General features: G+C 64.8%; 17 protein-coding genes and 1 tRNA gene. 12 read left to right on the top strand and 6 right to left on the bottom strand.

Features of this window, described 5'->3' with window-relative positions; genetic code table 11:
• Positions 1-74 precede the first annotated feature (74 nt).
• The gene (locus ACVMB1_RS16715; protein ID WP_456848757.1) at positions 75-479 is read right to left on the bottom strand and encodes a hypothetical protein; all 405 of its coding nucleotides are present in this window, start codon (positions 477-479) and stop codon (positions 75-77) included.
• 114 nt (positions 480-593) lie between these two features.
• Here ACVMB1_RS16715 and nirB point away from each other — a divergent pair, with 114 nt between their 5' ends.
• The 4 genes from nirB to ACVMB1_RS16695 all read left to right on the top strand — a co-directional run bounded on the left by nirB (position 594) and on the right by ACVMB1_RS16695 (position 7,207).
• Complete coding sequence (gene nirB / locus ACVMB1_RS16710; protein ID WP_076831429.1) at positions 594-3,053, top strand: nitrite reductase large subunit NirB; 2,460 nt, start codon at positions 594-596, stop codon at positions 3,051-3,053.
• Entirely contained in the window at positions 3,050-3,379 is a 330-nt protein-coding gene (nirD, locus tag ACVMB1_RS16705) for a nitrite reductase small subunit NirD (RefSeq protein WP_076831426.1), read from the top strand. Before nirB ends, nirD begins: the two co-directional genes overlap by 4 nt.
• Positions 3,380-3,390: 11 nt before the next feature.
• On the top strand, positions 3,391-6,054 hold the full coding sequence (locus tag ACVMB1_RS16700; protein WP_076831423.1) for a nitrate reductase: 2,664 nt from the start codon (positions 3,391-3,393) through the stop codon (positions 6,052-6,054).
• 97 nt (positions 6,055-6,151) lie between these two features.
• Positions 6,152-7,207, top strand: a complete 1,056-nt coding sequence (locus tag ACVMB1_RS16695) for an amidohydrolase family protein (protein WP_244558918.1) — start codon at positions 6,152-6,154, stop codon at positions 7,205-7,207.
• Here ACVMB1_RS16695 and ACVMB1_RS16690 read toward each other — a convergent pair.
• Complete coding sequence (locus ACVMB1_RS16690; protein ID WP_076831419.1) at positions 7,204-7,455, bottom strand: hypothetical protein; 252 nt, start codon at positions 7,453-7,455, stop codon at positions 7,204-7,206. The two genes, ACVMB1_RS16695 and ACVMB1_RS16690, sit on opposite strands and share 4 nt — an antisense overlap.
• A 284-nt stretch (positions 7,456-7,739) precedes the next feature.
• On the opposite strand from ACVMB1_RS16690, the gene ACVMB1_RS16685 reads away from it, so the two are divergent.
• Both ACVMB1_RS16685 and ACVMB1_RS16680 read left to right on the top strand, forming a co-directional pair.
• The gene (locus ACVMB1_RS16685) at positions 7,740-8,966 is read left to right on the top strand and encodes a CaiB/BaiF CoA transferase family protein (RefSeq protein ID WP_076831417.1); all 1,227 of its coding nucleotides are present in this window, start codon (positions 7,740-7,742) and stop codon (positions 8,964-8,966) included.
• Between the two features lie 246 nt (positions 8,967-9,212).
• On the top strand, positions 9,213-9,608 hold the full coding sequence (locus ACVMB1_RS16680) for a RidA family protein (protein ID WP_076831414.1): 396 nt from the start codon (positions 9,213-9,215) through the stop codon (positions 9,606-9,608).
• A 29-nt stretch (positions 9,609-9,637) separates the two neighbouring features.
• Here ACVMB1_RS16680 and ACVMB1_RS16675 read toward each other — a convergent pair whose 3' ends face one another.
• On the bottom strand, positions 9,638-10,327 hold the full coding sequence (locus ACVMB1_RS16675) for a TetR/AcrR family transcriptional regulator (protein WP_076831411.1): 690 nt from the start codon (positions 10,325-10,327) through the stop codon (positions 9,638-9,640).
• A gap of 316 nt (positions 10,328-10,643) precedes the next feature.
• Here ACVMB1_RS16675 and ACVMB1_RS16670 point away from each other — a divergent pair, with 316 nt between their 5' ends.
• From ACVMB1_RS16670 to ACVMB1_RS16660, 3 genes are all read left to right on the top strand, one after another.
• Positions 10,644-11,876: an acyl-CoA dehydrogenase family protein gene (locus tag ACVMB1_RS16670; RefSeq protein ID WP_057019565.1), complete on the top strand. Its 1,233-nt coding sequence runs from the start codon at positions 10,644-10,646 to the stop codon at positions 11,874-11,876.
• A gap of 135 nt (positions 11,877-12,011) precedes the next feature.
• Positions 12,012-13,070 carry a phosphotransferase family protein gene (locus tag ACVMB1_RS16665; protein ID WP_057019564.1) on the top strand — a complete coding sequence of 353 codons (1,059 nt, stop codon included), beginning with the start codon at positions 12,012-12,014 and terminating at the stop codon, positions 13,068-13,070.
• Between the two features lie 376 nt (positions 13,071-13,446).
• Positions 13,447-14,361: a DMT family transporter gene (locus tag ACVMB1_RS16660; protein ID WP_076831408.1), complete on the top strand. Its 915-nt coding sequence runs from the start codon at positions 13,447-13,449 to the stop codon at positions 14,359-14,361.
• Between the two features lie 32 nt (positions 14,362-14,393).
• Here the strand turns inward: ACVMB1_RS16660 and argE are convergent, their stop codons facing one another.
• Positions 14,394-15,563: an acetylornithine deacetylase gene (gene argE, locus ACVMB1_RS16655; RefSeq protein ID WP_076831404.1), complete on the bottom strand. Its 1,170-nt coding sequence runs from the start codon at positions 15,561-15,563 to the stop codon at positions 14,394-14,396.
• 639 nt (positions 15,564-16,202) lie between these two features.
• On the bottom strand, positions 16,203-16,988 hold the full coding sequence (locus ACVMB1_RS16650) for an SDR family NAD(P)-dependent oxidoreductase (protein ID WP_038380474.1): 786 nt from the start codon (positions 16,986-16,988) through the stop codon (positions 16,203-16,205).
• A 152-nt stretch (positions 16,989-17,140) separates the two neighbouring features.
• On the opposite strand from ACVMB1_RS16650, the gene ACVMB1_RS16645 reads away from it, so the two are divergent.
• Both ACVMB1_RS16645 and ACVMB1_RS16640 read left to right on the top strand, forming a co-directional pair.
• Complete coding sequence (locus ACVMB1_RS16645; RefSeq protein WP_076831401.1) at positions 17,141-17,848, top strand: histidine phosphatase family protein; 708 nt, start codon at positions 17,141-17,143, stop codon at positions 17,846-17,848.
• A gap of 138 nt (positions 17,849-17,986) precedes the next feature.
• A complete protein-coding gene (locus ACVMB1_RS16640) occupies positions 17,987-18,754 on the top strand; it encodes an SDR family NAD(P)-dependent oxidoreductase (protein WP_026192903.1) in 768 nt (255 codons plus the stop codon).
• A 116-nt stretch (positions 18,755-18,870) separates the two neighbouring features.
• Here the strand turns inward: ACVMB1_RS16640 and ACVMB1_RS16635 are convergent, their stop codons facing one another.
• A complete protein-coding gene (locus tag ACVMB1_RS16635) occupies positions 18,871-20,094 on the bottom strand; it encodes a serine hydrolase domain-containing protein (protein ID WP_057019678.1) in 1,224 nt (407 codons plus the stop codon).
• 169 nt (positions 20,095-20,263) lie between these two features.
• Between ACVMB1_RS16635 and ACVMB1_RS16630 the strand changes: the two genes are divergently transcribed.
• Positions 20,264-20,339: transfer RNA gene (locus ACVMB1_RS16630), tRNA-Trp, on the top strand.
• Positions 20,340-20,381: the final 42 nt, after the last annotated feature.

Here is a 20,381-nt window from a genome sequence, read left to right as displayed (position 1 = left end):
AGCGCGGCCATCTCAGGCGCAGACAAATGGAATGTTGGTGAATGGGAGTGCGCTCGTCGTTGAGACGCACTCCGTCAACAGCTGCGGTCAGCAATTACCGTGCCATCGATCACGTCCGTCGCTTTGCCGTGCAGTCGCAAGACGTTGCCGCGCAATCGCGAACAGCGTTCCGCCGCCGCGCGTGGCGTGGCTTGCGGCAAGTGCCGCCGCGCAAACGTGCATGCTGGTGCTTTTTTGTGCGATGCGCCAAGTCCCTGCGATCGCGCATCAAATGCGATTTCGCGATCGCATCGCGGCCGGCGATGCTGTGATGCACAAGAGATCATCGGCGTGGCTAAAATTTCGGCCGGCTGTCGGCGCGGCGCGCGGACCGGTGGATTTTGATCGGCCGGAAACCTTTTGATTTTGCAGCCGGATTCGCCCGCCACGAGTTGGCACGCGTTTTGAATATTAATCAACAACGGAACATCGGTCGTCATCGAAGACGGTCTGCGCCCGCGGCTGGGCTTCCTACAACTCCAAACCTTTATCGGTGCCCATCAACGACGCACGCCGCGTCGCTGCGCAGCGCCGTCGGAATTGAAAGGCAGACCATGCTCGACAAAGTGACCAAGCAGAAGCTCGTGGTGATCGGCAACGGGATGGCCGGCATCCGGACGGTCGAGGCGCTGCTGGAGCGCGCGCCCGATCTCTACGACATCACGGTGTTCGGCTCCGAGCCCTACGGCAATTACAACCGCATCCTGCTGTCGCCGGTGCTCGCCGGCGAGAAGACCGTCGACGACATCATGCTCAACACCGTCGACTGGTACGAGGACAACAACATCACGCTGCGCAAGGGCGAGACGATCACCATGATCGACCGTCGCACCTGCGAGGTCGTCACCGAAGCCGGCGAGCGCGTGCCCTATGACCGCCTGCTGATCGCGACGGGCTCAAACCCGATCATGCTGCCGCTGCCGGGCAAGGAACTGCCAGGCGTGATCGGCTTCCGCGACATCTACGACGTCGATCGCATGATCAAGGCCTCGACCGACTATCGCAACGCGGTGGTGATCGGCGGCGGCCTGTTGGGCCTCGAGGCCGCCAATGGGCTGATGAAGCGCGGCATGAACGTCACGGTCGTGCATCTGCTCGACACGCTGATGGAGCGTCAGCTCGATCCAGTGGCCGGCGGCCTGTTGCGCAAGTCGCTGGAAGAGCGCGGCATGGTGTTCAAGATGCCGGCGCAGACCCAGGCCATCCTGGGCGAGGACCGCGTCACCGGCGTGCGCTTCGGCGACGGCACCGAGCTGCCGGCCGATCTGGTGGTGATGGCGGTCGGCATCCGTCCGAATTTCGAGCTCGCCAAGAAGGCCGGGCTCTACTGCGAGCGCGGCATCGTCGTTTCCGACACCATGCAGACCTATGACGGCCGCATCTACGCGGTCGGCGAGTGCGTGCAGCACCGCCGCCAGACCTACGGTCTCGTCGCGCCGCTGTTCGACCAGGCCAAGGTCTGCGCCAACCACCTCGCGATGAAGGGTTTCGCCACCTATGACGGCTCGGTCACCTCGACCAAGCTGAAGGTCACCGGCATCGACCTGTTCTCGGCCGGCGACTTCGCGCCGGGGCCGGACAAGGAGGAGATCGTGCTGCAGGACGCCAACCGCGGCGTCTACAAGCGCATCATCCTGAAGGACAAGAAGATCGTCGGCGCCGTGCTCTATGGCGACACCATCGACGGCCCCTGGTACTTCCAGCACCTGCGCGACGGCACCGACGTCTCGCATATGCGCGAGCGCCTGGTGTTCGGCGCCGCCAATCTCGGCGATGGCGGCGTCAGCGGCCAGAGCTCGGTTGCCGCGATGAGCGACGAGACCGAGATCTGCGGCTGCAACGGCGTCTGCAAGGGCGCCATCGTCAAGGCGATCAGCGAGAAGAAGCTGTTCACGCTCGACGACGTCCGCGCCCATACCAAGGCATCGTCGTCCTGCGGGTCCTGCACCGGCCTTGTCGAGCAGGTGCTGGCGTTCACGCTCGGCGGCGACTATTCGGCGGCGCCGAAGGTCAAGCCGCTGTGCAAATGTACCGATCACAGCCACGACGATGTTCGCCGCGTGATCGTCGAGCAGCAGCTCAAGACCATTCCCGCGGTCATGCGCTTCATGGAGTGGAAGACCCTGAACGGCTGTCACTCCTGCCGTCCGGCGCTGAATTACTATCTGCTCGCGACCTGGCCCGGCGAATATCGCGACGATCAGCAGTCGCGCTTCATCAACGAGCGCGTCCACGCCAACATCCAGAAGGACGGCACCTATTCGGTCGTGCCGCGGATGTGGGGCGGCGTCACGACGCCGAGCGAGCTGCGCGCGATCGCCGACGTCGCCGAGAAGTTCAACATCCCGACGGTGAAGGTCACCGGCGGCCAGCGCATCGACCTGCTCGGCGTCAAGAAGGAGGACCTGCCGGCGGTGTGGGCCGACCTCAACGACGCCGGCATGGTGTCGGGCCACGCCTACGCCAAGGGCCTGCGCACGGTGAAGACCTGCGTCGGCTCCGAATGGTGTCGCTTCGGCACCCAGGATTCCACCGGCCTCGGCGTCAAGCTCGAGAAGTTCATGTGGGGCTCGTGGACGCCGGCCAAGGTCAAGCTCGGCGTCTCCGGCTGCCCGCGCAACTGCGCGGAAGCGACCTGCAAGGACGTCGGCGTGGTCTGCGTCGATTCCGGTTACGAGATCCATTTCGCCGGTGCCGCCGGACTGCACATCAAGGGCACCGAGTTCCTGACCAAGGTCGAGACCGAGGACGAATGCCTCGAGGTGATCGTGGCGCTGACCCAGCTCTACCGCGAGGAGGGCTGGTATCTGGAGCGCATGTACAAATGGTGTGACCGCGTTGGTCTCGAGCAGATCAGGAAGCGGGTGGTCGACGACGTTGCGAACCGCAAGGCGCTGTTCGCTCGCTTTGCCTATTCGCAGCAGTTCGCGCAGACCGATCCGTGGGCCGAGCGTGCCAGCCGCGGCGTCGACCGCAACGAGTTCGCGCCTCTCGCCGAATTGGAGCTCGCATGACTCAGTGGATCGAAATCGGCGCATTGACCGACATTCCGCGGCTCGGCTCGCGCGTGGTGCGCACGCCGGGCGGCAACATCGCAGTGTTCCGGACCGAGAGCGACGAGGTGTTCGCGCTCGACGACCGCTGCCCGCACAAGGGCGGGCCGCTGTCGCAGGGCATCGTGCACAACAAGCGCGTGACCTGTCCGCTGCATAACTTCGTCATCGAACTGGCGAGCGGGCAGGCCGTCGCGCCCGACGAAGGCTGCACCCATACCCATCCGGCCAAGGTCGAGAACGGCGTTGTCTGGCTGTCGGTGCGGCAGCCGGCCGCGGTGAGCTGAGCGGTCAGGCAATGTCCGTCAAGACCACGTGTCCCTATTGCGGTGTCGGCTGTGGCGTCATCGCGTCGAAGGACGCGGCCGGTGCCGTCACCGTCGAGGGCGACAGGCAGCATCCGGCCAATTTCGGCCGGCTCTGCAGCAAGGGCTCGGCGCTCGCCGAGACCATCGATCTCGAGGGGCGTCTGCTCGAGCCGATGGTGGACGGCGCGCCGGCGTCATGGGACGACGCGCTCGATCGCGTCGCCGATGGCTTTAGCAGGATCATACGCGAGCACGGGCCCGACGCGGTCGCGTTCTATGTTTCCGGCCAGCTGCTGACCGAGGACTATTACGTCATCAACAAGCTCGCCAAGGGCTTCGTCGGCACCGCCAATATCGACACCAATTCGCGGCTGTGCATGGCCTCCAGCGTCGCGGGGCACAAGCGCGCGTTCGGCAGCGACACCGTGCCGGGCTGCTATGAGGATCTCGAGCAGGCGGACTTACTCGTGCTGGTGGGCTCCAACGCCGCCTGGTGCCATCCGATCCTGCACCAGCGCATGCTGGCGGCGAAGGAGAAGAATCCGGCCTGCAAGATCGTGGTGATCGATCCGCGCAGCACCGCGACCTGCGAGGGCGCCGATCTGCATCTGCCGCTGCGCTCGGGCAGCGATTCCGTGCTGTTCAACGGCCTGTTCGCCTTTCTCGCCGGCAGCAACGCGGTCGACCGCGGCTTTGTCGGCAATTGCACGACGGGTGTGGTCGACGCGCTGAAGCAGGTCGGCGGCCAGACCGTGGCGCAGACCGCGGCGACCTGCGGCCTGACCGAAGGCGCGGTCGGGCTGTTCTTCGACTGGTTCACGCGCACCGAGCGCGTCGTCACGCTGTATTCGCAAGGCATCAACCAGTCGTCGAGCGGCGTCGACAAGGTCAACGCCATCATCAATTGCCATCTCTTGACTGGACGCATCGGCCGTCCCGGCATGGGGCCGTTCTCGCTGACCGGCCAGCCCAACGCGATGGGCGGCCGCGAGGTCGGCGGGCTCGCCAACCAGCTCGCCGCGCATATGGAGATCGAGAATCCCGCGCATCGCGAGCTGGTGCAGCGGTTCTGGCGTGCGCCAGTGATCGCGGAGAAGGCCGGGCTGAAAGCGGTCGACATGTTCGACGCGATCGCCGACGGCCGCATCAAGGCGGTGTGGATCATCTCGACCAATCCGGTGGTGAGCCTGCCGGATGCCGATCGCGCGCGCGCCGCGCTCGACGCCTGCGAGCTCGTCGTGGTGACGGATTGCATGCGCGACACCGACACCACGCGCCATGCCGACGTGCTGCTGCCGGCGCTGGCGTGGGGCGAGAAGGACGGCACCGTCACCAATTCCGAGCGCCGGATCTCGCGGCAGCGGCCGTTTCTCGCAGCGCCGGGCGAGGCGCGCGCCGACTGGAGCATCATCTGCGACGTCGCCAGTCGCATGGGATATTCCGGCTTCGACTATGCCTCGGTGGCCGAGGTGTTCCGCGAGCACGCCGAACTGTCGGGTTTCGAGAATAGCGGCCGGCGCGATTTCGACATCTCGGCGCTGGCGGCGCTGGACGATACCGCCTATGACGCGCTGGCGCCGGTGCAGTGGCCGGTGACGTCAGACCATCCGGCCGGCACACCGCGGATGTTCGAGAGCCAGCAATTCTTCACGCCCGACCGCAAGGCGCGCTTCGTGCCGGTGGCGCCGCGCGCGGCGCGCCACGCGACCAGCCGCGACTTTCCGCTGGTGCTCAACACCGGCCGTGTGCGCGATCAGTGGCACACCATGACCCGGACCGGCAAGACCGGCCGGCTGCTGGCACATGTGTTCGAGCCCTATGCCGAGTTTCACCCGGAGGATGCGCGGCAGGCCGGCCTGCAAAACGAGGGATTGGTGCGGCTGACCAGCAGCTGGGGCGAGATGATCGCGCGCGTCGTGGTCAGCGCCGACCAGCGCCGCGGCTGCGTGTTCGTGCCGATGCACTGGAACGCGGAGTTCGCCGGCGAGGGGCGCGTCAACGCGCTGGTCAATCCGGCGACAGATCCAGTGTCCGGCCAGCCGGAGTCCAAGCACACGCCGGTCAAGGCCGATCCCTATACGCCGAAATGGCACGCCTTCATCCTGAGCCGCGACGCGATCAGGCGTCCGGCAAGCGGCTATTGGGTCTATGGCAAGGCCGGCGATTGCACGCGGCTGGAGCTCGCGCTCGACACTCGCCCGGAGAGCTGGCGCGACTGGGCGAGGGCGCAGCTCGGCCTCGAAGGTGTCGAGATCGAGTGGATCGCCTATCGCGATCCGGCGGCGGGACGCTTCCGCTACGCGGCGGTGCGCGACGGCCGGCTCGAGGGCTGCGTGTTCATCGCGCCCGATCACGCGCTGCCGTCGCGGGCCTGGCTGACCGGGCTGTTCGCCGAGCAGCAATTGTCGGCCAATGCGCGGATGTCGCTGCTCGCGGGAAGGCCGTTCGGCGCGGGCGAGGATGTCGGCCCGATCGTCTGCTCCTGTTTCAGCGTCGGACGGCACCAGATCACCGCCGAGATCAAAAAGGGCGCCGACAGCGTCGATGCGATCGGCCGCTGTCTGAAGGCCGGCACCAATTGCGGCGGCTGCAAGCCCGAGATCGGCAAGCTGATCGGCGCCACCGCGCAGCCGCGGCAGGCGATCGCGTCGTAGGTCGCCGCGCCAGGGCCCAGCCGAGAAATGCGCGATTCAAGATTGTTGCGGCGCAAATTGACCGTGAGCCCTATTTCTACGGCCGCAATTTCCTGATGTGATCTTCAATATTGCGAGCCAGTTTGCGGTTACCCCTGCTGAGGCGCGCCGTGCCGATCACCATCATGTCGTGACCAAAGCCATAGAACAGGAAGGACATTACATGCCTTCACGCCGTCATCTTCTGACCGGCGCCGTCGCGACCGGTGTCGCGCTGTCAATGCAACGCGCCACTGTAGCAGTCGCGCAGCAAAAACGAGTGATCGTCGATTCGCAGGTTCACCTGTGGCCGGCAAGCACTCCGGAGAGACCCTGGCTCCCCGGTGCCAAGCCGCAGCTCCCGGAGCCCTTCACCATCGAGCGTGTCATTCCACTGATGGACGAGGCTGGCATCGATCGCGTTGTCATCGTTCCGCCAGTGTCGCTTGAAGGTGAGCGCATCGATTATGCCCAGGAGGCAGTCAGACGGTACCCGGGCCGCTTCGCCATCATGGCGCGTGTCGCCCTCGACAAGCCCGACCGCGCGGCACGGCTTGCGACTTGGCGCGACCAGCCCGGCGTACTGGGCGTGAGGTTGAACGTCGGCCCCGGCGAAGCGGCGTGGCTGACAGACGGAACCGCGGACTGGTTCTGGCCGGCGGCGGAGAAGGCCCGCCTGCCGGTGATGTTTCTCACTGAGGGGCAGACGTCGCTGTTCGCCCGCATCGCCGAGCGGCACCCGCAACTTACGCTCATCATCGATCACATGGGCGTCGGCGCGGGACTTCGCCCTCGTCCCGGCTCATCGGAAAACAACATGGTGCCGGAGGCTATCGTCCAGGCGGCCGCGCTCGCAAAATATGCGAATGTATCGGTGAAGTTGTCGTCGGTCCCGCTGATTTCGACTGAGCGATATCCATTCCGCGACGTGATCCCGCACATCCACCGCCTGTTCGACGCCTACGGCCCGGAGCGCTGCCACTGGGGGACCGATCTAACCAACTCATTCGCCCGGGCCACTTACCGGCAGCGCGTGACGCAATTCACCGAGGAGCTTCCGTTCCTCAGCGAAAGCGACAAGGACTGGATCATGGGCCGCGCGATCCTGGCGCGGCTTCGCTGGACGTCGTCCTAGCAGCCGCGGCAGATGCTCTTCAGCTTGCTGTTGAGCAGGCGGTCCTCTTCGTCGGAGGCCGCCTTGGTGTAGGGGTCGTTGCCGTGGCGCTTGTCGTCGGCAAAACTGCCGGCGCCAGTGGCGCCGCCCAAGTGCATGCCGTGCATCGCGTGCCCGCCGCCATGGCCGTGGCCGCCGCGCGCGCCGACCGGCGGCATCGCGGCCGCAAGCAGCGTCAGCAGCAGCCCGACCGTCGTGATCGTCCGCATGTTTTCCTCCTCGTCGCGGCAAAATACCGCTGACGCTGAGGCAAATGGGTGTCGGTCATCTTCACAATTTCGCGTGGCGGCAATCGCCCGATTCTCGCAGCTGGTTCCCCCCGGGGCTGCCCCGGTGCGTCGTACATAGGCCGTCTGCGGATGGCTACATGCCGACAATGCAGTGCTCGCGACACCAAAATGGTGTATCGGCAGGCTCTGGCGCGCTCAAGACACGGGCAGGACGCGGCCCGGTGCGACACAATCAAGATATCGCAAGATTTGGAGGAAGGTTCATGTCGGCTCTGCCACTCTCGGGCATCAAGATTCTCGACCTGACGCGGGTGCTCGCGGGCCCGCTGTCGGCCCAGATGCTGGCGGATCTCGGCGCCGAGGTGATCAAGATCGAGCGGCCCGGCGGCGGCGACGATGCCCGCGCCTTCGGCCCGCCCTATCTCACCGATCCCGAAGGCAAGCAGAACAACAACAACTCGTTCTACCTCTGCGCCAACCGCAACAAGAAGTCGGTCACCGTCAACATCGCCAAGCCGGAAGGGCAGGCGATTATCCGCGAGCTCGCCAAGACGGCCGACGTGATGATGGAGAACTACAAGGTCGGCGACCTCAAGCGTTACGGTCTCGACTACGAGACCATCAAGCAGCTCAACCCCGGTATCATCTATTGCTCGGTGACGGGTTTCGGCCAGACCGGACCTTACGCGCCGCGCGCGGGCTATGATGCGATCCTGCAGGCGATGGGCGGCCTGATGAGCGTCACCGGCCATATCGACGGCGAGCCGGGCGAGGGCCCGATGAAGGTCGGCCCCTCGATCGTCGACTACATGACCGGCATGAACACCTCGATCGGCATCCTCTCGGCGCTCTACCATCGCGACGCCAACAACGGGGAAGGGCAGCACATCGACGTCTGCCTGTTCGACACGGTGATCGCATCGCTGTCGCACTGGCTGCAGATTTACCTCGTCAATGGCAAGACCCCGCCGCGCCGCGGCACCTGGGGCAATGGCGGCATGCCGGCCGGCGTGTTCCGCTGCACTGATGGCGAGCTGATGCTGGTGGTCGGCAATGACGGCCAGTTCCAGCGCACCTGCGCCGTGCTCGGCGAGCCCGAGCTCGCGAACGACAAGCGCTTCGTCAAGAACAACGACCGCGTCGTGCACGGCAAGGAGATCATGGCGATCTTCGCCGGGCTGTTCCTGAAGCATCCGGTGGCCTACTGGCTGGAGAAGCTCGAGGAGGCCGGCGTGCCGTCCGGCCCGATCAACAATTTCGAGCAGGTGTTCAGCGATCCCCACGTGCAGTCGCGCGGCATGCGGGTCGAGGTCGACCATCCGTTCGAGCCGAACCTGTCGCTGATCCGCAACGCGCTGACCTTCTCGGGCACGCCGATCACCGAGTACCGCGCCCCGCCGCTGTTAGGGGCCGACACCAAGGACGTGCTGGCGACCATCGGCTATGACGACGCCAAGGTCGAGGGACTGAAGGCGCAGGGGATTCTGTAGGCGCTGACTTCGAGGCCGCGGGCGGTGGAGTTTCTCCGTCATCCTGAGGTGCGAGCTCTTGCGAGCCTCGAAGGATGAACGGCCCCGCTGGTGGCCGTCGACCCTTCGAGACGCGCGCAAGGGCGCGCTCCCCAGGGTGAAGGGACCAGGGTCGTCATTCCGCAACAACACTTCGACCAGCATCGAAGCATCATTGACATCCGCCTGCTAGGTTGGCGCCATCGATCCTCATCGAAGGTGCCAATCATGAAACGGGAAGTGGTCCGCGTCGAACCGATCTCGAGTTGGCTGGAGCGCTGGAAGGCGCCGGCATCGCCGGTGACCCGGGCCGGCAACATGGTGTTCGTCTCTGGCCTGCCGCCGTTCGATCCCGCGACCGGCGAGTTCGCCGCCGGCGCGTCGATCGAGCGGCAAAGCGAGCTGGTCATGGAGCAGCTCAAGCAATGCCTCGAGGCGGCCGGCGCCACGCTCGACAATGTGATGAAGTGCAACGTGTTCTGCACTTCGGCAAAGCACTTCACAACCTTCAATGCAGTCTATGCAAGGTACTTCCCGCACCAGCCGCCGGCGCGGATCTTCGTCTGCATCCCGGAATGGACCGGGTCATTCGACGTCGAGATCGACTGCATCGCGATGGTGTAAGGGCAGGGCGCCGCAGCGGCGCCCTCGCTTCACAAATCCTGCCGCGTCAGCCGCCCGTGCATCGCGACCGGTCGCGGCGCTGGCTTGCTCGGCACGTCGCCCATCGTCAGCGCCATCACCGAGACCGTGACCACGCGATCGATGATGCCGCGGACGTCGTCCAGATCGCATTTGCCTTCCGACAGCCGCAGCAGGCGTTCCTTCTCGCGGATGGTGTGGTGCGCCATCGCGAGCGCGAAGTGCAGGCCCCAATAGAGCTCGGTGTCGCTGCTGGCCGGCATCGCGCGGCGCATCGCCGCGGCGAACTTGCGCAGGTGATCGACCTCGCGATTCTTGATGCGGCGGATCGGCGGCACGGATTCGATCGAGGCGCGGATCATGAACCGCGCCGCGGTCGAGCCCTCGCGATCCGGCCCGAGGCAGCCGCGCAGGGTGGGGCCGACGAGGGCGCGCATGATGTCCTCGATCGAGGCGCGGCCGCCGCCTTTTTCCTCCGCCGCCCGCAATTCGTTGAGGCGCTCGCGGTTGGTCTGGATGCTGCGGGTGACGAACAGCTCCGCGATCAATTCGTCCTTGGAGCCGAAATGATAGTTCACCGCAGCGAGGTTGACGTTCGCTTCCGCGACGATGTCGCGCAGCGTGACGTCGCCGAAGCCGCGGTCGGCATAGAGCCGCTCGGCGGCGGCGAGAATGGCGGATCGGGTCTGGTCGCTGGCCATGGCTGAGAGCCTCCGGTCATTCCGGGGCGATGCGCAGCATCGAACCCGGAATCTCGCTCCACAATTTCCGGATTCCGGGTTCAGCCCGGCGGGCTGCCCCGGAATGACGAACGCAAGGTTGCATTTCAAACATTTGTATGAAACTATCGTTTGAACGGTCGGAAATGTCAATCCGCGGATCGCGGGGCAGCATTCTGGCACACCGCCGCCGCCCTTTCGCGAACGCCCTTGCGAGCCGCTGAGGCGGGGTCAACAATGTCGGGAAATGGCTACGGCCCAGGTCAGCGGCCCAAGTCTAGGAAACGAGGAGCGTCCCATGGATTTCACGATGTCGCCCAAGCAGAAGGAGTGGCTGGAGCGCGTTCAGGCCTTCATGAAAACGCACGTTCGGCCCGCCGTGCCGATCTACGACAAGCAGGATGCCGAGGGCCCGCGCTGGAAGGTGATCCCGATCCTCGAGGATCTGAAGAAGAAGGCGAAGGCCGAAGGCCTCTGGAACATGTTCATGCCGCCGTCCTCGCATGAGGACGATGAATTCCACGGCGCGGGATTGACCAATCTCGAATACGCGCTGCTGTCGGAAGAGATGGGTCGCATCTCCTGGGCTTCGGAAGTGTTCAACTGCTCCGCTCCCGATACCGGCAACATGGAAGTGTTCATCCGCTACGGCACCAAGGAGCAGAAGCGCAAATGGCTGCGCCCGCTGATGGACGGCGAGATCCGCTCCGCCTTCCTGATGACCGAGCCGGCGGTCGCTTCGTCCGACGCCACCAACATCGAGACCCGGATCGAGAAGGACGGCGATCACTACGTCATCAACGGCCGCAAATGGTGGTCGTCGGGCGTCGGCGATCCTCGTTGCAAGATCGCGATCCTGATGGGCAAGACCGACTTCAACGCCGCCAAGCATCAGCAGCAGTCGCAGATCCTGGTGCCGCTCGATACCCCCGGCATCAAGGTCGAGAAGATGCTGCCGGTGTTCGGCTTCGACGATGCGCCGCACGGCCACGCCCAGGTGCTGCTCGAGAACGTCCGCGTGCCGAAGGAAAACATCCTGCTCGGCGAAGGCCGCGGCTTCGAGATCGCCCAGGGCCGTCTCGGTCCGGGCCGCATCCATCACTGCATGCGCACCATCGGCCAGGCCGAGGAGGCGCTGGAGAAGATGGTGAAGCGGCTCGCCTCGCGCACCGCGTTCGGCAAGAAGATCATCGAGCATTCGGTCTGGGAGCAGCGCATCGGCGATGCCCGCACCGACATCGAGATGAACCGTCTGCTCTGCCTCAAGGCCGCCGACATGATGGACAAGGTCGGCAACAAGACCGCACAGGCCGAGATCGCGATGATCAAGGTCGCAGCTCCCAACATGGCGCTCAAGATCATCGACCAGGCGATCCAGGCCTTTGGCGGCGGCGGCGTCTCCGACGAAGCAGGGCTCGCCCGCGCCTATGCCCACATCCGCACGCTGCGCCTGGCGGACGGTCCGGACGAGGTGCACAATCGCGCCATTGCCAGACTTGAACTTCGGAAGTATGCAAACACGTCGCACTGAGCATGATGCGGAACGCATGGCGTTCGCGCGCACATCGTGCTCAGAATGAAAAAGAGAGATCAGGCTGGCGTGCCAGCCTGATTGAGGGAGCGCCCCGACGCGCTCCTTGAAAAATCGAGTTGAGGGAGCGTCATCGTGGCGGACGGCGTCAGGAAAGACGAAGAATTTTCCGGCACAAGGGAAGTCGAGGAGCGCCATCGTATCAACGAGGCTAGTCTCGACGCCTGGATGAGGGAACACGTCGAAGGCTATCAGGGGCCGCTCACGGTCCTGCAGTTCAAGGGTGGCCAGTCCAACCCGACCTACAAGCTCGAGAGCCCCGGGCGCAACTATGTGATGCGGCGCAAGCCGTTCGGTAAATTGTTGCCGTCGGCGCATGCGGTCGATCGCGAGTTCCGCGTGATCGCGGCGCTCGGCAAGCAGAATTTCCCGGTCGCGAAAGCCTACGCCCTGTGCACCGACGATGCAGTGATCGGCTCGGCCTTCTACGTCATGTCGATGGAGGAGGGGCGGGTGTTCTGGGATCCGACGCTGCCGAGCCAGGAGCCCGACGCGCGCCGCAAGATCTTCGCCAGCAAGATCGAGACGCTGGCCAAGCTTCATCTGTTCAATCCCGAGACGATCGGCCTCGGCGACTTCGGCAAGCCCGGCAATTATTTTGCGCGGCAGGTCGATCGCTGGACCAAGCAGTACCGCGCCTCCGAAACGCAGCACATTCCCGAATTCGAGAAGCTCGCCGAGTGGCTGCCGAAAACCGTTCCGGAGCAGAAGCGCGTCTCGATTGTGCATGGCGACTATCGCCTCGACAACATGATCTTCCACGCCACCGAGCCGCGGGTGCAGGCGGTGCTGGACTGGGAATTGTCGACGCTCGGCGATCCCATGGCCGACTTCACCTACCTGTTGATGCAGTGGACCATGCCGGGCCTCGTCAATGCCGACCTCAAGGCATTGAACATTCCGAGCCAGGATGAAGCGGCGCAGATCTATTGCGACGTGACCGGCATCCCGGTGCCGGACCTGAACTGGTATTTCTCCTACAACCTGTTCCGCCTTGCCGGCATCACGCAGGGCATCGCGGGCCGGGTTCGCGACGGCACCGCGGCGAATGCCAAGGCCCTCGAGTCGGCCAAGCGCACCGTGCCGCTGTCGCAGGCGTCATGGGAATACGCGCAGAAGGCCGGCGCAACCTGATCCAAGAATGCGGCGCGATCCAACAGGGCTCGCGCCGCTTTTCTTCTTATCTCGCCCCGCTTGCGGGGAGAGGTCGGATCGCATGCAGCGAAGCGAAGTGCGATCCGGGTGAGGGGGAGTCTCCGCAACTCGTTTGCCGCCGTCTGTGCGGAGCAAGCCCTTCACTCAACCCACTAAGAGCGAGCTGCGCTCGTCTTGACCCGGCAAGAGCGGCGCGAGGGAGCAGCAGGCCGATCGCGATTCCAAAGGCTCGCGCCGCCGCTGCAAGGTGCGGCATGTTTCCGCATTGTAGCCATCTGTGACTTGAGTTCGCGCTGCCGCTTTGGCAAGTCAGTCCGGTCAACGCCCGCCCTGGTCCTGATCGGACATTTTCATTTTGGCTCTTTCCTCCAATCTTCGCGGCAGCCTGTTCATGGCTGCGGCCATGGCCAGCTTCACGGTCAACGACACCATCACCAAGGCGGTGTCGGCGGAGCTCAACATCGGCGAGATCCTGCTGGTGCGCGGCCTGGTTGCGATGGTGCTGGTCGCGGCGCTCGCCTGGTACCGTGACGCGCTGCGCAGTTTCAGCGTGCTGCTGATCTGGCCGGTCGGGCTGCGCGTCCTTGGCGAGATCGGCGGCACGCTAACCTATCTCTCCGCGATCGCGCAGATCCCGCTCGCCAACGCCTCGGCGATCTTCCAGGCGCTGCCGCTGGTCATCACGCTCGGTGCGGCGCTGGTGTTCGGCGAGCCGGTCGGCTGGCGGCGCTGGCTTGCGATCGCGGCCGGCTTCATCGGGGTGCTTGTCATCGTTCGGCCCGGTGCGGGAGGCTTTAGCCAGGCTGCACTCTTGGCGCTGGCGTCGGTCGGCTTCTGCGCGGTGCGCGATCTCGCCACCCGCCGTATCCCGAAAGAGCTGCCGACCGTGTTCATCACGCTGCTCACCACCATGACCGTGACGACGGCGGGTGCTGTCGTCCTTGTCCCGCTCGGCGGCTGGCGGCCGCCGTCCGGCACCGCGCTCGGTCTGCTCATATTGGCCGCGGTCCTGATCCTGATCGGTTATCAGTGCATCATCGTGTCGCTGCGCACAGGCGACATCTCGGCGGTGGCGCCGTTCCGCTATACCGCGCTGCCGTGGGCGATGCTGACGGGCTATCTCGCCTTCGGCCACAAGCCCGACGGTCCGATGCTCGCGGGCGCCGCGATCATCGTGGCCTCCGGCCTCTATGCCTTCTACCGCGAGCGCAAGCGCGACAAGCTCCGTCCCGCCGCAACGGGACCGGGGCTACCGCCGGACGGGTTGTGAGGCATCCGTGATCCTACGCAATCATTTGCAAATCACTTGGCGCAATGTGCGATCAGCCGTGCGACGAATGCGCCGCACGCCTCGAGCTGCGACATCTCGACGAACTCATCCGGCGTATGCGCCTGTGCGATCGAGCCGGGGCCGACCACAACGGACGGCACGTCCGCCATGCTGACGAACAGGCTGGCCTCGGTGCCGAAGGCAACCTTGGCGTGGTCGTTGCGGCCGGCAAATTGCTTGGCGAGCGTGACGATGGCGGCGTCGGCGGCGGTGTCGAGCGCGGGGTAGTCGAGGATCTCCTCGAAGTCGATGCCGCAGTCCGGATGCCGCTTGCGCATGTCAGGCTCGATCTCGGCCTTGGCCCAGGCGATGATCGCGTCCGTCACCTCTCTCGACTCGGTGATGCCGATGCCGCGGCACTCGAATTCCACCACGCATTGGTCCGGCACGATGTTCAGCGCGGCGCCGCCATGCACGATGCTGGTGAGCAGGGTCGAGTGCGGGACATCGTAGAGGCTGCCTTGTTCGGCATCCGCGGTCAGCAACGCGGCGCGGCGGCGGATTTCGGCGATCAGGTCGGCGGCATATTCGATGGCGTTGACGCCGTCGGGCGCGATCGAGGAGTGGCGGGCGAGCCCGCGGAACGTGGCGCGCACGCCATGCTTGCCCTTGTGCCCGATGATCACCTGCATCTGGGTCGGCTCGCCGACGAAACAGCCGAGCGGCTTGATCGGCTTGCGCGCGACCTCGCGCAGCATCGGACGCACGCCGACGCAACCGATCTCCTCGTCATAGGAGATGGCAAGATTGATCGGCGTCTTCAGATCGGCCGCGAGCATCTCGGGAACCATCGCGAGGCAGACGGCGACAAAGCCCTTCATGTCGGTGGTGCCGCGGCCGTACAGCCGGCCGTCGCGCTCGACGAGCTCGAACGGGTTGTGGCTCCAGTCCTGTCCCACAACTGGCACGACATCGGTATGCCCCGACAGCACCAGCCCGGCCTTGTCCTCAGGGCCGACAGTGACCCACAACGAGGATTTCTGCCCGGTTTCATCGACGATGCGTTGCCCCGCGAGGCCAAGCGAGGCGAGGTAGCGCTCGATGTAGTCGATCAGGGGCAGATTGCTGCGGTCGCTGACGGTGTCGAACGCGACGAGGTCGGCCAATAGCTTGCGGATGCGGTCGGAACGTTGATTTTGCATTGCCTGTTCGTTTGCGAGGGATTGTGCGAGGAATGACGAGTGTGCGAGCGATCCTGCCAGCGAAGTATAACAGCTGGTGGGCCTGCCGAGGCCAAGCAATATTCGGACCGTTGCCAGCGGTTATTGGAGGTCCAGGCGTGTAGATGGGTAGAGCGAAGCGAAACCCATCTAATATATCCGCGCGGTGAGATGATGGGTTTCGTGAAGTTTATCATCGGGTCGCGCGGTTGCGCGGACCTGGAGCGGAACGAAAGGCAAGACTCGGGCGATTCATGTCGCGAGAATGCGAAACTGTTCCCCATTCTCGGCTGTCATCGACCGGCTCGGACCGGGCGATCCAGTACGCCGCGGCCTCTCGGCCCAAGCACAGACGTCTCTGGAGTACTGGATCACCCGCATGCGTATGCGCAGGTGATGACACCGCATTGTTTGGCACTTGAATGCGAACCATCTCCAGCGTCGTCCCGGCGAAGGCCGGGACCCATTACCCCAAATGCCAATGAATGCGCGACGCTGGGGCAACAGCCTTCTTCAACCACTCGACCCTGTGATTATGGGTCCCGGCCTTCGCCGGGACGACGGTCGTGAATGTGGAGCCATCGGGGCCGCAGCCGGGATAACCACTGGAGACTGCCCTTGCTAGATCGGCTTGCCCGTATACGGCATCGATGCGGTGAGGCCGCCGTCGACCGGGATGGCCTGGCCGTTGACGTAGGACGCTTCATCGCTCGCCAAAAACAATCCCATCGCGGCGAGCTCGTGCGGCTGGCCGGCGCGCTTGAGCGGATTGAGCTGGCCGATCTTGTCCTGGGTGCCGCGCTCCTTGGCGCGATCGAACACCGGCTTGGTCATGCCGGTTTCGATCAGGCCCGGGCACACCGCATTGATGCGCACGCCGGTGCCGGAGAGCGAGTAGGCGGTGGTCTGCACCAGGCTGATGACGCCGGCCTTGCTCGCGCCGTAGGGATGTCCGCTGGCACCCGACTTCAGGCCCGCGACGGAGGCGGTGCAGACGATCGAGCCGGAACCTTGCTTCGTCATATGCGGAATCGAATGCTTGATCGCGAGGAACGGGCCGATCAGATTGACGCGCAGCACTTCCTGCCAATGTTCGACGGTCTGGTCGGCGAGCGGGACGAGGCCGCCGCTGACGCCGGCATTGGCCCAGATCGCATCGAGCTTGCCGTACTTCGAAACCGCCTTCTCGATGAAGGCCTTCACGTCGCTCTCCGAGCCGGCATCGGCGGTGACGGCCTCGACGGTGCCGCCGGCATCGCGCACCAGCTTGGCGGTCTCGTTGACGCCCTCGGTGCGATCGACCGCGATCAGCTTGGCGCCTTCCCTGGTGAACAGCAGCGAGGCGGCGCGGCCGATGCCGCTGCCAGCGCCGGTGATGATGACGGATTTGCCTTCGAGGCGGCCCATGAGTTTCTCCCTGTTCACGTGATTAGTTCGGGTGGTCCTTGGCGAGTCTGCCGCGCGGCGGAATTCAAACAAAATTTCAAACGTCCGAAGCACTTGAGACGGTGTGCGGCGTGACGTACAGCGAGACGGGACACTATTGAAGGGCTCATCCGATGTCCAATCCAGACAAGCCTGAGGTGACGGTGACGCGGTGGTGGTGGGTTCGTCACGCGCCGGTGCGCAGCGACGGCGGCAACATCTACGGACAAGAGGATATCGACTGCGACACCGGCGATGTCGAGGTGTTCGAGGCGGTCGCCAAGATGCTGCCGCGCGATGCGGTCTGGTATTCGAGCAATTTGAAGCGCACACACAAGACTGCGGACGCGATCTGGACTGCCGGGTTTCCAAAGCCTGAAAGCATGACGCAGGAACGCGACTTCGCCGAGCAGCATCTCGGCCAATGGCAGGGTATGAACCGCGCCGCGTTTCTCGCCAGTCGTCCGCCGGGTACGGCCTGGTTCGCCGACGTCAACGATCCCGCGCCCGGCGGCGAGAGCTACATGGATCTCTACACCCGCGTCTGCCGCACCATTGTGCGGATCACCGCCGCGGAAGCGGGCAGGAATATCATCGCCGTCGGCCATGGCGGCGTGATCAAGGCCGCGGTCGGGCTGGCGCTCGGCGGCCAGCCGGACAGGGGGCTGTCGTTCGATATCGATAATGTCTCGGTGACGCGGCTCGATCACATCGCGAGCGCCGGCCTGTCGACCTGGCGCTTGCCGATGGTGAACCAGCAGCCGTGGATTGCCGATCCGCGCCACGCCGCGATGCATCAGCCGTCCGGGCCTGAAGTCAGGCCGGCGAGCAAGCTTGCGTGATCGTCATTCCGGGATGGTCCGAAGGACCAGACCGCAGATGCGCAATTGCGCATCGGGGAATCTCGAGATTCCGGGTCGACGCTGGTGCGTCGCCCCGGAATGACGCTAAGACGAACACTTAACATCAGGGAGAGAAACATGACCTTGTTCGACATGAAGGGAAAAGTCGCCGTCATCACCGGCTCGACGCGCGGCATCGGACGCGCGATCGCCGAGCGCATGGCCGAGCACGGCGCCAAGGTCGTGATCTCCTCGCGCAAGGCTGACGTCTGCGAGCAGGTGGCGAAGGAGATCAACGACAGCTACGGCAAGGGCACCGCGGTTGCGATCGCGGCAAACATCTCGTCGAAGGAAAACCTGCAGAACCTGGTCGACGAGAGCAACCGCGCCTTCGGCAAGATCGACGTGCTGGTCTGCAACGCGGCGTCGAACCCGTATTACGGTCCACTCGCCGGCATCTCCGACGATCAGTTCCGCAAGATCCTCGACAACAACATCGTCGCCAACAACTGGCTGATCTCGATGGTGGTGCCGCAGATGATCGAGCGCAAGGACGGCTCGATCATCATCGTGTCCTCGATCGGCGGCCTGAAGGGCTCGACCATCCTCGGCGCCTACGCGATCTCCAAGGCTGCCGACATGCAGCTCGCGCGCAACCTCGCCTGCGAATACGGCAAGCACAATATCCGCGTGAACTGCATCGCGCCCGGCCTGATCAAGACCGACTTCGCGAAGGCGCTGTGGGACAATCCGGACAATCTGAAGGCCTCGACCGCACGCTCGCCGCTGCTGCGGATCGGCGTGCCGGACGAGATCGCTGGCGCCGCCGTGATGATGGGCTCGCGCGCCGGCGACTTCATGACCGGCCAGACCATCGTGATCGACGGCGGCGCGACGATCAGCTGAGCATCACTCGTCATTCCGGGGCAGCCCGCAGGGCTGAACCCGGAATCTCGATGTTGTTGCGCGAGATTCCCCGATGCGCGATTGCGCATCTTAGGTTCGCGCCCCGGAATGACGGACTACTCCACCGCCGCATACACCCCGTTGCGCACCAGCGAGCGGGTATATTCGCGCTGGCCCGGGCCCTGCATCATGAAGACCGCGATCAGGTCTTCGCTCGGATCGATCCAGAAGAAGGTGCCGGCCATGCCGCTCCAGAAATACTGGCCGACCGAGCCGGAGAACGGCGCGATGCCCTGCTGCATGCGCACGGCGAAGCCGAGGCCGAAACTGTGGCCGGGCGACACCAGCGTGCCCTGGATCTTCACGCCGGCGCCGAGGTGATCGGAGGCCATGAATTCGAGCGTCTTGCGGCCGATGATCCTGGTGCCGTCGAGCGAGCCGCCGTTCAGCAGCATCTGCGCGAAGCGGGCATAGTCCATCGTGGTCGAAACCAGGCCGCCGCCGCCGGATTCCATCGCCGGCTTCTCCAGCATGTTGAACAGCTGCACCTTGTCGTTGGTCCAGGGATCGTTGGCAAAGGCCTCGGCGAGGCGGCCGGCATTGGCTTCTCCGGTGTGGAAGGCGGTCTCGGTCATCTGCAGCGGCGAGAGGATGTGCTCAGTGAGGTACGCGCCGAGCGTCTTGCCGCTGACGACCTCGATGATGCGGCCGAGTATGTCGGTGGAGCGGCTGTAGTTCCACTCGGCGCCGGGCTGGCAAACCAGCGGCATGCCGGCGAGCATGGTGGCGTGCTCGGCATTGGTGATCTTGCGGCTGCGCAGCCGCGACTGCTGGTAGAGCTGCTGCACCGGGCCGTTGCCGGTGTGGTCATAAGTAAGCCCAGACGTGTGGCGAAGCAGGTCCTGGATCGTCATCTGCCGCTGCACGGGTACCAGCTCGAGCTTGCCGTTGTTGTCGACGCCGACCTTGGTCTCGGCGAATTCGGGGATGAATTTCGCGACTGGGTCGTTGAGCAGGAAGTGGCCGTCCTCCACCAGCTGCATGATGCCGACCGAGACGATCGGCTTGGTCATCGAGAAGATGCGGAAGATCGTGTCATGGGCCATTGGCGCCGAGGCGGTCGGGCTTTGCCGGCCGATCGCGTCGAACCAGCCGATCTGGCCGCGCCGCGCCACCAGCACCGTCACGCCGGGCACGGTTCCCTTGTCGACCTCGCGGCGGAAGGTGTCGGACATCGCCTGCAGCCGCACGCTCGACAATCCGATCGATTCGGGCTTGGCGAGGGGAAGAGAGGGGGTGGTCGGGCTGGCGGCGTGCTTGGTGGCGGTTTGGGCGTTCATGGTCTCTCCCTGGTTCTTGATTCTTGCGGCGAGGTGCCGACACGGGGTGATCGCCGAAGTCTGGCGCAGAAGTTTTGCAATGAACAGAAGCTTCACCGCTTCGCCCTTGCAAACCGGCCATGCCCTGTGCTTGAAACGGCGCGAACCGGCGGCGACGCGGGTTCCCTGCAGGAGTGTAGCTCAATTGGTAGAGCACCGGTCTCCAAAACCGGGGGTCGCAGGTTCGAGCCCTGCCACTCCTGCCAGCCTTTTCCCAATCATTTGAATGCCTTGGCCGAGGTCCCGGA

It is taken from the genome of Bradyrhizobium sp. USDA 4504, assembly GCF_054063995.1.
The sequence above is the reverse complement of the archived record's forward strand: the minus strand, read 5'-3'. Positions and strand labels throughout refer to the sequence as shown.